The following is a 12,094-nucleotide window of genomic DNA, read 5'->3' on the forward strand; positions in this document are numbered from 1 at the left end:
AGGGCGCCGTTACACAAGTAGTCTAGTGTGATGTCTGCGCAACGTGTGGTTCGTACGGTTCGTACCGCTCGGGCTATTTCCACGGCACTGGCCGTCGCGATCGTCCTTGGCACCGGGGTGGCGTGGAGCAGTGTCCGGTCGTTCGAAGACGGCATCTTCCACATGTCGGCGCCCTCGCTGGGGCACGGCGGCGACGACGGCGCGATCGACATTTTGCTGGTCGGCCTGGACAGCCGTACCGACGCGCACGGCAACCCGTTGAGCGCCGAGGAATTGGCGACATTGCACGCCGGCGACGAGGAAGCCACCAACACCGACACCATCATCCTGATCCGGGTACCCAACAACGGAAAGTCGGCGACCGCAATCTCTATACCGCGGGACTCCTACGTCGCGGCTCCCGGTCTGGGTAAGACCAAGATCAACGGCGTCTACGGGCAAACCAGAGAGACCAAGCGGGCCGGCCTGGTCCAAGCCGGTGCCTCGCCGACCGAAGCGGCCGCCGCCGGCACCGAGGCCGGGCGTGAGGCGTTGATCAAGACGGTCGCCGATCTGACCGGCGTCACCGTCGACCACTACGCCGAGATCGGGCTGCTCGGTTTCGCGTTGATCGCCGACGCACTCGGCGGCGTCGACGTCTGCCTCAAAGAGCCTGTATACGAACCACTTTCGGGTGCCGATTTTCCAGCCGGGCGGCAAAAGCTCAACGGTCCGCAAGCGCTCAGCTTCGTTCGCCAGCGGCATGATCTGCCCCGCGGCGACCTGGACCGGGTGGTACGTCAGCAGGCGGTGATGGCGGCGTTGGCCCACCGGGTCATCTCCGGACAGACGCTATCCAGCCCCGCCACGCTGAAGCGGTTGGAGCAGGCCGTGCAGCGCTCGGTGGTGCTGTCCTCCGGGTGGGACATCATGGATTTCGTCCGCCAATTGCAGAAGCTGGCCGGCGGTAACGTTGCCTTCGCCACCATCCCGGTGCTCGACGGCGCCGGCTGGAGCGACGACGGCATGCAAAGCGTGGTGCGGGTGGATCCGCGTCAGGTGCAGGACTGGGTCGTCGGCCTGCTGCACGAGCAGGACCAGGGCAAGACCGACGAGCTGGCCTACACACCCGCCAAGACCACGGCCAACGTGGTCAACGACACCGATATCAACGGGCTTGCGGCAGCGGTGTCAAAGGTGTTGAGCTCCAAGGGGTTTACCACCGGATCCGTCGGCAACAACGACGGCGACCACGTGCCTGGCAGCCAGGTGCGGGCCGCAAAGGCCGACGACCTGGGCGCACAGCAGGTCGCCAAGGAACTGGGCGGGTTGCCGGTGGTCGCCGATGCGTCAATCGCGCCTGGGTCGGTGCGGGTGGTGCTGGCCAACGACTACAGCGGTCCGGGCTCCGGGCTGGGGGGTAGTGATCCGAACGGCGTCGTATCGCCGGCCCGCGCGTTCAACCTCGGGTCCGCCGACGACACGACTCCCCCGCCGTCGCCAATCCTTACCGCCGGCTCCGACGCGCCGGAGTGCATCAACTGACCACACCGACCACCCTGAGCGGGGCGATCCTGGATCCGATGCTGCGCGCCGACCCGGTCGGCCCGCGCATCACCTACTATGACGATGCCACCGGTGAGCGCATCGAGCTATCCGCGGTGACACTGGCTAACTGGGCCGCCAAGACCGGCAACCTGTTGCGCGACGAGCTGGCGGCCGGACCCGCCAGCCGAGTCGCGATCCTATTACCGGCCCATTGGCAGACCGCGGCGGTGTTGTTCGGCGTGTGGTGGATCGGTGCGCAAGCGATACTCGACGATTCTCCCGCCGATGTGGCACTGTGCACCGCCGACCGTCTGGCCGAAGCCGACGCCGTCGTCAACAGCGCGGCGGTAGCCGGCGAGGTAGCCGTGCTGTCGCTGGATCCATTCGGTCGACCGGCAACCGGCCTGCCGGTCGGCGTCACCGACTATGCGACCGCGGTGCGGGTACACGGCGACCAGATAGTTCCCGAACACAACCCCGGTCCGGTGCTTGCCGGTAGATCCGTCGAGCAGATCCTGCGCGACTGCGCGGCGTCCGCGGCCGCCAGGGGTTTGACGGCGGCGGATCGGGTGCTGTCCACCGCTTCCTGGGCCGGACCCGATGAGTTGGTGGACGGCCTGCTGGCGATCCTGGCCGCCGGTGCGTCGTTGGTGCAGGTGGCCAATCCCGATCCGGCGATGCTGCAGCGCAGGATTGCGACCGAAAAGGTCACCCGCGTCCTGTGACGCAGGCCGCGTCCAGCAGGCGAAGGCATCAGAGCAATACATATTGATATCGCGATATATAGATGTTAATGTCACTGCAACGAGCTGCCGCTGCAATTACAGACCCGGAAGAAAGGTACAGGCAATGGCGATACAAGTGTTCTTGGCGAAGGCGACAACGACGGTGATCACCGGCTTGGCCGGCGTGACCGCCTACGAGATCTTAAAAAAGGCCGCGGCCAAAGCGCCGCTTCGTCAGACCGCGGTATCGGCAGCAGCGCTGGGTCTGCGCGGAACCCGCAAGGCCGAGGAAGCCGCGGAATCGGCCCGCCTAAAGGTGGCCGACGTGATGGCCGAGGCTCGTGAGCGCATCGGCGAGGAATCGCCCACTCCAGCGATCAGCGACCTGCACGACCACGACCACTGAGCGCCTCGCCATGACCCTGGAAGTGGTATCGGACGCGGCCGGACGCATGCGGGTCAAAGTCGACTGGGTCCGTTGCGATTCCCGGCGCGCGGTCGCGGTCGAAGAGGCCGTTGCCAAGCAGAACGGTGTGCGCGTCGTGCACGCCTACCCGCGCACCGGGTCCGTGGTCGTGTGGTATTCACCCAGACGCGCCGACCGCGCGGCGGTGCTGGCGGCGATCAAGGGCGCCGCGCACGTCGCCGCCGAACTGATCCCCGCGCGTGCGCCGCACTCGGCCGAGATCCGCAACACCGACGTGCTCCGGATGGTCATCGGCGGGGTGGCACTGGCCTTGCTCGGGGTGCGCCGCTACGTGTTCGCGCGGCCACCGCTGCTCGGAACCACCGGGCGGACGGTGGCCACCGGTGTCACCATTTTCACCGGGTATCCGTTCCTGCGTGGCGCGCTGCGCTCGCTGCGCTCCGGAAAGGCCGGCACCGATGCCCTGGTCTCCGCGGCGACGGTGGCAAGCCTCATCCTGCGCGAGAACGTGGTCGCACTCACCGTCCTGTGGTTGCTCAACATCGGTGAGTACCTGCAGGATCTGACGCTGCGGCGGACCCGGCGGGCCATCTCGGAGCTGCTGCGCGGCAACCAGGACACGGCCTGGGTGCGCCTCACCGATCCTTCTGCAGGCTCCGACGCGGCCACCGAAATCCAGGTCCCGATCGACACCGTGCAGATCGGTGACGAGGTGGTGGTCCACGAGCACGTCGCGATACCGGTCGACGGTGAGGTGGTCGACGGCGAAGCGATCGTCAATCAGTCCGCGATCACCGGGGAAAACCTGCCGGTCAGCGTCGTGGTCGGAACGCGCGTGCACGCCGGTTCGGTCGTGGTGCGCGGACGCGTGGTGGTGCGCGCCCACGCGGTAGGCAACCAAACCACCATCGGTCGCATCATTAGCAGGGTCGAAGAGGCTCAGCTCGACCGGGCACCCATCCAGACGGTGGGCGAGAACTTCTCCCGCCGCTTCGTTCCCACCTCGTTCATCGTCTCGGCCATCGCGTTGCTGATCACCGGCGACGTGCGGCGCGCGATGACCATGTTGTTGATCGCATGCCCGTGCGCGGTGGGACTGTCCACCCCGACCGCGATCAGCGCAGCGATCGGCAACGGCGCGCGCCGTGGCATCCTGATCAAGGGCGGATCCCACCTCGAGCAGGCGGGCCGCGTCGACGCCATCGTGTTCGACAAGACCGGGACGTTGACCGTGGGCCGCCCCGTGGTCACCAATATCGTTGCCATGCATAAAGATTGGGAGCCCGAGCAAGTGCTGGCCTATGCCGCCAGCTCGGAGATCCACTCACGTCATCCGCTGGCCGAGGCGGTGATCCGCTCGACGGAGGAACGCCGCATCAGCATCCCACCACACGAGGAGTGCGAGGTGCTGGTCGGCCTGGGCATGCGGACCTGGGCCGACGGTCGGACCCTGCTGCTGGGCAGTCCGTCGTTGCTGCGCGCCGAAAAAGTTCGGGTGTCCAAGAAGGCGTCGGAGTGGGTCGACAAGCTGCGCCGCCAGGCGGAGACCCCGCTGCTGCTCGCGGTGGACGGCACGCTGGTCGGCCTGATCAGCCTGCGCGACGAGGTGCGTCCGGAGGCGGCCCAGGTGCTGACGAAGCTGCGGGCCAATGGGATTCGCCGGATCGTCATGCTCACCGGCGACCACCCGGAGATCGCCCAGGTTGTCGCCGACGAACTGGGGATTGATGAGTGGCGCGCCGAGGTCATGCCGGAGGACAAGCTCGCGGCGGTGCGCGAGCTGCAGGACGACGGCTACGTCGTCGGGATGGTCGGCGACGGCATCAACGACGCCCCGGCGCTGGCCGCCGCCGATATCGGGATCGCCATGGGCCTTGCCGGAACCGACGTCGCCGTCGAGACCGCCGATGTCGCGCTGGCCAACGACGACCTGCACCGCCTGCTCGACGTTGGGGACCTGGGCGAGCGGGCAGTGGATGTAATCCGGCAGAACTACGGCATGTCCATCGCCGTCAACGCGGCCGGGCTGCTGATCGGCGCGGGCGGTGCGCTCTCGCCGGTGCTGGCGGCGATCCTGCACAACGCGTCGTCGGTGGCGGTGGTGGCCAACAGTTCCCGGTTGATCCGCTACCGCCTGGACCGCTAGCAGCCGCAGCCGTGACCACGCCAGGTGCGGATGCCCTGCCAGACCGCGATACCGGCGATGGCCAGCCCGATCGCGGGGTCAATCCACCAGCCGTTCGACCACACGGCAGTGATCGCCAGCCCAAGCAGAACCGCGGCGGCCTGAGCAGCACACAGGTAGTTCTGGGTGCCCTCGCCCGCGGTGGCCCCCGATCCCAGCCGCTCACCCACTCGGTGGTTGGCCCAGCCCAGGACCGGCATCAGCAGCAGGGCGATGGCCGTCAGTCCGATGCCGATCACCGAGGTCTCGGCACGATGCTCGCCGGCTAGGTGGCGGATGGATTCGGCAACGAGGTAGGGGGCCGTCAGCCAAAAAGACACCGCAACTCCACGCTGTGCGCGGTGCTCCGCGGTCGCGGACCAAGTGCGGTCGCCGGTGAACCGCCAGAGCACCATCGCGCTGGCCAGGCCCTCGGATCCGCCACCCAGCGCCCACCCGGTCAACGCGACGGATCCGACCGCAATACCCTGCCACAGCCCCACGGCACCTTCGGTGAGCAATACCGCCAGGCTGACCCACGCCAGCCAGCGGGCCCACCGAACGTTCCGCTGCCATTCGGCCTCTCGCGCCACCGACACGGGCGAATCCAGCGTGGATTCATCGCGGTGTTCCGTCGTCGTCTCCATCCCGACGATGGTAGAGGCAAGACATGCCGGGCGGTCGCCGCGGCGTCGCGAACCCGTATGGTTCAGGGAGGATGCCGCACGCCAGGGAAGGTCACCACCGATGCCGACCAGCAACCCCGCCAAACCACTTGACGGGTTTCGGGTATTGGATTTCACCCAGAACGTGGCCGGGCCGCTGGCCGGGCAGGTGCTGGTCGACCTGGGGGCTGAAGTCATCAAGGTGGAGGCGCCCGGCGGTGAAGCGGCCCGTCAGATCACCTCGGTGTTACCCGGACGCCCGCCCCTGGCCACCTACTTTCTGCCCAACAATCGTGGCAAGAAGTCGGTGACGGTGGACCTAACCACCGAGCAGGCCAAGCAGCAGATGCTGCGGCTCGCGGACACCGCCGACGTTGTCTTGGAGGCGTTTCGGCCCGGCACCATGGAAAAGCTGGGCCTAGGCCCTGATGACTTGCGCTCTCGTAACCCCAACCTGATCTACGCGCGCCTAACCGCTTACGGCGGCAACGGCCCGCACGGCAGCCGGCCGGGAATCGACCTGGTGGTGGCCGCCGAGGCCGGCATGACCACCGGAATGCCCACGCCTGAGGGCAAGCCACAGATCATCCCATTTCAGCTCGTCGACAACGCCAGCGGTCACGTGCTGGCCCAGGCCGTGCTGGCCGCGCTGCTGCACCGCGAGCGGAACGGGGTGGCCGACGTCGTCCAGGTCGCGATGTACGACGTCGCGGTGGGACTACAAGCCAACCAGCTGATGATGCATCTCAATCGGGCCGCTAGCGACCAGCCGAAGCCTGAACCGGCACCGAAGGCCAAGCGGCGCAAGGGAGTCGGCTTCGCTACCCAGCCATCGGACGCGTTTCGCACCGCCGATGGGTACATCGTCATCAGCGCATATGTGCCCAAACACTGGCAGAAGCTGTGCTACCTCATCGGCCGGCCTGACCTCGTTGAAGATCAACGATTTGCCGAACAACGCTCCCGGTCGATCAACTACGCCGAGTTGACCGCCGAGTTGGAATTGGCACTGGCCAGCAAGACCGCCACCGAATGGGTCCAGTTGCTGCAGGCAAACGGCCTCATGGCCTGCCTCGCCCATACCTGGAAACAGGTCGTCGACACCCCCCTTTTCGCCGAGAACGACCTCACCCTGGAAGTCGGTCGCGGGGCGGACACCATCACGGTGATCCGCACACCGGCGCGCTACGCCAGCTTCCGCGCGGTCGTCACCGATCCCCCGCCCACCGCCGGCGAACACAATGCCGTGTTTCTGGCCCGGCCCTGACGCTGTGACCATTCCGAGGAGTCAACACATGAGCACCGCAGTCAACAGCTGCACCGAGGCGCCCGCATCGCGATCACAGTGGATGCTGGCTAATCTGCGGCACGATGTTCCCGCATCACTTGTCGTCTTCCTTGTTGCGTTGCCACTTTCGCTGGGGATCGCGATCGCCTCCGGGGCCCCGATAATCGCCGGTGTGATCGCCGCCGTCGTAGGCGGCATTGTCGCCGGGGCGGTCGGTGGGTCGCCGGTTCAGGTCAGCGGCCCGGCCGCGGGTCTGACCGTGGTGGTCGCCGAGCTGATCGATGAGCTCGGTTGGCCGATGCTGTGTCTGATGACGATCGCCGCGGGTGCACTGCAGATCGTGTTCGGCCTAAGTCGGATGGCGCGCGCCGCGCTGGCCATCGCCCCGGTCGTGGTGCACGCCATGCTGGCCGGCATCGGTATCACCATCGCGCTGCAGCAAATTCATGTTCTGCTCGGTGGTACGTCGCACAGCTCGGCGTGGCGGAACATCGTAGCGTTGCCGGACGGCATCCTCCATCACGAACTGCACGAAGTGATCGTCGGCGGGACGGTTATCGCGATCCTGTTGATGTGGTCAAAGCTGCCCGCCAAGGTGCGTATCATTCCCGGCCCACTGGTAGCCATCGCGGGCGCGACCGTGCTTGCGTTGCTACCCGTGCTACAAACCGAACGAATCGACCTGCAGGGCAACTTCTTCGACGCGATTGGCTTGCCCAAACTTGCCGAAATGTCCCCGGGAGGACAGCCGTGGTCTCATGAGATCAGCGCCATCGCGCTCGGTGTCCTCACCATTGCGCTGATCGCAAGCGTCGAATCGCTGCTGTCGGCGGTCGGTGTCGACAAGCTGCATCACGGCCCGCGCACCGACTTCAACCGGGAGATGGTCGGGCAGGGCAGCGCGAACGTGGTGTCCGGATTGCTCGGCGGGCTGCCCATCACCGGTGTCATCGTGCGCAGCTCGGCCAACGTGGCCGCCGGCGCCCGAACCCGGATGTCGACGATCCTGCACGGAGTGTGGATCCTGCTGTTTGCGTCACTGTTCACCAACCTGGTGGAACTGATTCCCAAGGCGGCGCTGGCCGGCCTGCTCATCGTGATCGGTGCCCAGCTGGTCAAGCTGGCGCACATCAAACTAGCTTGGCGCACAGGAAATTTCGTAATCTACGCCATCACCATCGTGTGTGTGGTGTTCCTCAATCTGCTGGAAGGCGTGGCCATCGGGCTGGTCGTGGCGATCGTATTCCTGTTGGTGCGGGTGGTACGCGCGCCCGTCGAGGTCAAGCCGGTCGGCGGCGAGCAGTCCAAGCGATGGCGGGTCGATATCGACGGCACGTTGAGCTTCCTGCTGCTGCCCCGCCTGACCACGGTGCTCTCGAAGCTGCCGGAAGGGTCGGAGGTGACGTTAAACCTGAACGCAGACTACATCGACGACTCCGTTTCCGAGGCCATCTCCGATTGGCGGCGCGCCCACGAGACGAGGGGCGGAGTGGTAGCGATCGTGGAAACGTCGCCGGCCAAACTGCACCACGCACACGCCCGACCACCGAAGCGCCACTTCGCGTCTGATCCGATTGGACTGGTTCCGTGGCGATCAGCGCGCGGCAAAGACCGCGGCAGCGCTTCGGTTCTCGACCGCATCGACGAGTATCACCGCAATGGCGCGGCCGTGCTGCACCCGCATATCGCCGGGCTGACCGATTCACAGGACCCGTATGAGCTGTTCCTCACCTGTGCCGACTCGCGGATTCTGCCGAACGTCATCACCGCCAGCGGCCCCGGCGACCTGTACACCGTCCGCAACCTCGGCAACCTGGTGCCGACCGATCCGGACGACCGATCGGTTGACGCGGCACTCGACTTCGCCGTCAACCAGCTCGGCGTCAGCTCGGTTGTCGTCTGCGGACATTCGTCGTGTGCTGCGATGACGGCGCTCCTGGAAGACGACCCGGCCAACACGACGACTCCCATGATGCGTTGGCTCGAGAATGCCCACGACAGCCTGGTGGTGTTCCGCAATCACCACCCGGCACGCCGCAGCGCCGAATCCGCCGGTTACCCCGAAGCCGACCAGCTGAGCATCGTAAACGTTGCCGTTCAGGTGGAAAGGCTGACCCGCCACCCGATCTTGGCGACCGCGGTCGCCGCTGCTGATCTACAGGTCATCGGCATATTCTTCGACATCTCGACCGCCCGGGTATACGAGGTGGGTCCGAACGGCATCATCTGCCCGGACGAGCCGGCCGACCGCCCCGTCGACCACGAATCAGCGCAGTAGCGCCCGCGACATCACTACCCGCTGAATCTGATTGGTGCCCTCATAGATCTGGGTGATCTTGGCGTCGCGCATAAACCGCTCGACCGGGAAGTCGGTGGTGTAGCCGGCGCCGCCGAACAGTTGTACGGCATCGGTGGTGACCTCCATCGCGACGTCGGAGGCGAAGCACTTCGAGGCCGCCGAAATGAAGCCCAGATCCGGCTCACCGCGTTCGGCGCGGGCGGCGGCGGAGTAAACCATCAGCCGAGCCGCCTCCACCTTCATCGCCATGTCGGCCAGCATGAACTGCACGGCCTGAAACGTACTGATCGACTCACCGAACTGCTTGCGGTCCTTGGTGTAGGCGATGGCAGCATCCAGCGCGCCCTGGGCGATACCCACGGCCTGCGCGCCAATCGTGGGACGGGTGTGGTCCAACGTGGCCAGCGCGGTCTTGAAACCGGTACCGGGCTCACCGATGATGCGATCGCCGGGGATGCGGCAGTTCTCGAAGTACAGCTCGGTGGTCGGTGACCCCTTGATCCCGAGCTTGCGTTCTTTCGGACCGACGGTGAACCCCTCGTCGTCCTTGTGCACCATGAACGCCGAGATGCCGTTGGCGCCCCGGTCGGGATCGGTCACCGCCATCACCGTGTACCAGGTCGACTTGCCGCCGTTGGTGATCCAGCACTTGGCGCCGTTGAGAATCCAGTGATCCCCATCGGCCTTGGCCCGCGTCCGCATGGACGCCGCGTCACTGCCGGCCTCGCGTTCACTCAATGCATAGGAAGCCATCGCCCCTTCGGCGGCCAACGCCGGCAGCACCTGCTTCTTCAGCTCCTCGGAGCCCCGCAGGATCAGGCCCATGGTGCCCAGCTTGTTGACCGCGGGGATCAACGACGCGGACGCGTCGACGCGGGCCACCTCTTCGATCACGATGCAGGTAGCTACCGAGTCGGCACCCTGACCGCCGTACTCCTCCGGAATGTGGACGGCGTTGAAACCGGAGGAATTGAGCGCCACTAGCGCTTCTTCGGGGAACCGCGCCTTCTCGTCCACCTCGGCGGCATGCGGAGCGATCTCCTTTTCCGCCAAAGCCCGTATCGCCGATCGCATTTCGTCGTGTTCCTCGGGCAGCTTGAACAGATCGAACGACGGGTTTCCGGCCCATCCAACCATCTTGGAGCCCTCCTAATCTCCGTGCTAGTCGCGGGTTAACTTACCCGCAAGCCGCTGCAGTTCCGCATCCTTGGCCGCCACGACGTCGGCCAGCCGGTCCTGGAATGCGACGATCCGGGCCCTCAGCTGGGGGTTGGCGGCTCCCAGCATCCGCACCGCCAGCAGTCCGGCATTACGGGCGCCCCCGATGGACACCGTGGCCACCGGAACCCCGGCCGGCATTTGCACGATCGACAGCAGGGAGTCAAGGCCGTCCAGCCTGCCCAGCGGTACCGGCACCCCGATCACCGGCAGCGGCGTCGCGGCGGCGACCATACCGGGCAAGTGCGCGGCCCCGCCCGCTCCGGCGATGATCACCTCGAGACCGCGCTCGGCCGCGCCGCGCGCATAACTGAACATCGCCTCAGGGGTGCGATGGGCCGAAACAACCCGAACCTCGGCCGGAATGTCGAACTCGGCCAGCGCCGCCGCAGCGTCGGCCATCACCGGCCAGTCGCTGTCGCTGCCCATGATCACCCCGACCCGGGGCCGCTCGCCGGCAGGAGTCATAGGCGCCGCTCCTCCTCATCGCTTCGTCCCCCGCACGCGGGTGGTACCCCCACTGCATCGTCGCTGGCGCGGTGTGGGTCCCATCCGTCAGTCCACCGCCCATGGGACAACCAGTGTGCCGCCAGCTCAGCGCGTTCACACAACTGGGCGACATCGGAGCCAAGGAAGTTGATATGCCCCACCTTGCGACCGGGTCGCTCGGCCTTGCCGTAGAGGTGAACCCGGGCGTCGGGCATTCGCGCAAACAGATGGTGCAGCCGCTCGTCGACGCTCATGGCCGGCGGCTGCGCGGCGCCGAGCACATTGGCCATCACCGTCACGGGCACCACGGCGTCGCTGTCGCCGAGCGGGTAGTCCAAGACCGCGCGCAGATGCTGCTCGAACTGGCTGGTGCGCGCCCCGTCGATGGTCCAGTGCCCGGAATTATGTGGCCGCATCGCGAGCTCGTTGACCAGCAACGCCCCGTCGGTCGTCTCGAACAGCTCGACGGCGAGCACGCCGACCACACCGAGTTCGTCGGCCAGCTGCAACGCCAACCGTTGCGCCGCGGTGGCCAGGTCGTCGGGCAGCGCCGGCGCCGGCGCGATCACCAGCACACACGTGCCGTCACGTTGCACCGTCTGGACCACCGGCCACGCCGCACCCTGGCCGAACGGCGAACGCGCCACCAGTGCCGACAGCTCGCGGCGCAGGTCCACCCGTTCCTCGACCAGCACCGCCACGCCGTCAGCCAGGCATTCGCGAGCGAAATCACGGGCATCCGCCACATCACGTGCCATCCGAACGCCCCGGCCGTCGTAACCCCCGCGCACTGCCTTGACCACGATCGGGGCGTCGACACGTGCGGCGAAGACGTCGATTTCGTCGGGGTCTTTGATGCCCGCGTAGCGGGGCACGGCGACGCCTGCTGCAGCCAGACGCTGCCGCATGACGAGTTTGTCCTGGGCGTGCACCAGCGCCTGCGGCGACGGTGCGACATTGACGCCATCGGCGACTAGCTTCTCCAACAGCTCGTTCGGGACGTGCTCGTGGTCAAAGGTCAGCACGTCGGCGCCGGCCGCAACGCGGCGCAAGGCGGCAAGATCGGTGTGCGAGCCGATCACCACGTTGGGGGTGACCTGCGCGGCAGGGTCATCTGCCGAGGTGACCAATACACGGAGGTTCTGCCCCAGCGCGATGGCAGCCTGATGGGTCATCCGGGCCAGCTGACCGCCACCGACCATCGCAACGAGGGGGGCAATGAACGAGGTGACCGCCGGGGTGCGTGAGCTCGCCACGGCCATCATGGTGTCACGGCATCTGACCGGCGTACT

Annotated in this window: 10 protein-coding genes; 6 read left to right on the forward strand and 4 right to left on the reverse strand. The window is 66.6% G+C overall.

The window, feature by feature from the left end; genetic code table 11:
- Nucleotides 1–27: 27 nt before the first annotated feature.
- The 4 genes from lcp1 (at nucleotide 28) to ctpC (ending at nucleotide 4,825) form a co-directional block, all read left to right on the forward strand.
- Nucleotides 28–1,524 carry an arabinogalactan--peptidoglycan phosphotransferase Lcp1 gene (gene lcp1 / locus FF952_RS17240; RefSeq protein WP_003417107.1) on the forward strand — a complete coding sequence of 499 codons (1,497 nt, stop codon included), beginning with the start codon at nucleotides 28–30 and terminating at the stop codon, nucleotides 1,522–1,524.
- On the forward strand, nucleotides 1,512–2,252 hold the full coding sequence (locus FF952_RS17245; protein ID WP_003899994.1) for a TIGR03089 family protein: 741 nt from the start codon (nucleotides 1,512–1,514) through the stop codon (nucleotides 2,250–2,252). The genes lcp1 and FF952_RS17245 overlap by 13 nt, the downstream gene beginning before the upstream one ends.
- A gap of 124 nt (nucleotides 2,253–2,376) precedes the next feature.
- A complete protein-coding gene (locus tag FF952_RS17250) occupies nucleotides 2,377–2,658 on the forward strand; it encodes a DUF1490 family protein (protein ID WP_003417115.1) in 282 nt (93 codons plus the stop codon).
- A gap of 10 nt (nucleotides 2,659–2,668) precedes the next feature.
- A complete protein-coding gene (gene ctpC, locus FF952_RS17255) occupies nucleotides 2,669–4,825 on the forward strand; it encodes a manganese-exporting P-type ATPase CtpC (protein ID WP_003899995.1) in 2,157 nt (718 codons plus the stop codon).
- Here ctpC and FF952_RS17260 read toward each other — a convergent pair.
- The gene (locus FF952_RS17260) at nucleotides 4,822–5,490 is read right to left on the reverse strand and encodes a cation efflux transmembrane domain-containing protein (protein WP_003417119.1); all 669 of its coding nucleotides are present in this window, start codon (nucleotides 5,488–5,490) and stop codon (nucleotides 4,822–4,824) included. The two genes, ctpC and FF952_RS17260, sit on opposite strands and share 4 nt — an antisense overlap.
- 100 nt (nucleotides 5,491–5,590) lie before the next feature.
- On the opposite strand from FF952_RS17260, the gene FF952_RS17265 reads away from it, so the two are divergent.
- Both FF952_RS17265 and FF952_RS17270 read left to right on the forward strand, forming a co-directional pair.
- Nucleotides 5,591–6,775, forward strand: a complete 1,185-nt coding sequence (locus FF952_RS17265; protein WP_003417120.1) for a CoA transferase — start codon at nucleotides 5,591–5,593, stop codon at nucleotides 6,773–6,775.
- Nucleotides 6,776–6,803: 28 nt separating this feature from the next.
- A complete protein-coding gene (locus FF952_RS17270) occupies nucleotides 6,804–9,074 on the forward strand; it encodes a SulP family inorganic anion transporter (RefSeq protein ID WP_003917141.1) in 2,271 nt (756 codons plus the stop codon).
- On the opposite strand, the gene FF952_RS17275 is transcribed toward FF952_RS17270, so the two are convergent.
- Genes FF952_RS17275 through FF952_RS17285 form a run of 3 tightly spaced genes read right to left on the reverse strand, consistent with a single transcriptional unit; the run spans nucleotide 9,063 to nucleotide 12,067 of the window.
- Entirely contained in the window at nucleotides 9,063–10,232 is a 1,170-nt protein-coding gene (locus tag FF952_RS17275; protein WP_003417122.1) for an acyl-CoA dehydrogenase, read from the reverse strand. The two genes, FF952_RS17270 and FF952_RS17275, sit on opposite strands and share 12 nt — an antisense overlap.
- A 24-nt stretch (nucleotides 10,233–10,256) precedes the next feature.
- Nucleotides 10,257–10,781, reverse strand: coding sequence for a 5-(carboxyamino)imidazole ribonucleotide mutase (gene purE / locus FF952_RS17280; protein WP_003417123.1), 525 nt, complete (start codon nucleotides 10,779–10,781; stop codon nucleotides 10,257–10,259).
- Nucleotides 10,778–12,067: a 5-(carboxyamino)imidazole ribonucleotide synthase gene (locus tag FF952_RS17285; RefSeq protein ID WP_003417126.1), complete on the reverse strand. Its 1,290-nt coding sequence runs from the start codon at nucleotides 12,065–12,067 to the stop codon at nucleotides 10,778–10,780. The genes purE and FF952_RS17285 overlap by 4 nt, the downstream gene beginning before the upstream one ends.
- Between the last annotated feature and the right edge of the window lie 27 nt (nucleotides 12,068–12,094).

It is taken from the genome of Mycobacterium tuberculosis complex sp. N0072, from assembly GCF_030323725.1.
Taxonomy (GTDB): Bacteria; Actinomycetota; Actinomycetes; order Mycobacteriales; family Mycobacteriaceae; genus Mycobacterium; species Mycobacterium tuberculosis.

Excerpts from the sequence above, each read along its gene's own strand:
- FF952_RS17250 (WP_003417115.1), top strand. The coding sequence starts at position 2,377 with ATGGCGATACAAGTGTTCTTGGCGAAGGCGACAACGACGGTGATCACC.
- ctpC (WP_003899995.1), top strand. The coding sequence starts at position 2,669 with ATGACCCTGGAAGTGGTATCGGACGCGGCCGGACGCATGCGGGTCAAA.
- FF952_RS17260 (WP_003417119.1), bottom strand. The coding sequence starts at position 5,490 with ATGGAGACGACGACGGAACACCGCGATGAATCCACGCTGGATTCGCCC.
- FF952_RS17265 (WP_003417120.1), top strand. The coding sequence starts at position 5,591 with ATGCCGACCAGCAACCCCGCCAAACCACTTGACGGGTTTCGGGTATTG.
- FF952_RS17270 (WP_003917141.1), top strand. The coding sequence starts at position 6,804 with ATGAGCACCGCAGTCAACAGCTGCACCGAGGCGCCCGCATCGCGATCA.
- FF952_RS17275 (WP_003417122.1), bottom strand. The coding sequence starts at position 10,232 with ATGGTTGGATGGGCCGGAAACCCGTCGTTCGATCTGTTCAAGCTGCCC.
- purE (WP_003417123.1), bottom strand. The coding sequence starts at position 10,781 with ATGACTCCTGCCGGCGAGCGGCCCCGGGTCGGGGTGATCATGGGCAGC.
- FF952_RS17285 (WP_003417126.1), bottom strand. The coding sequence starts at position 12,067 with ATGATGGCCGTGGCGAGCTCACGCACCCCGGCGGTCACCTCGTTCATT.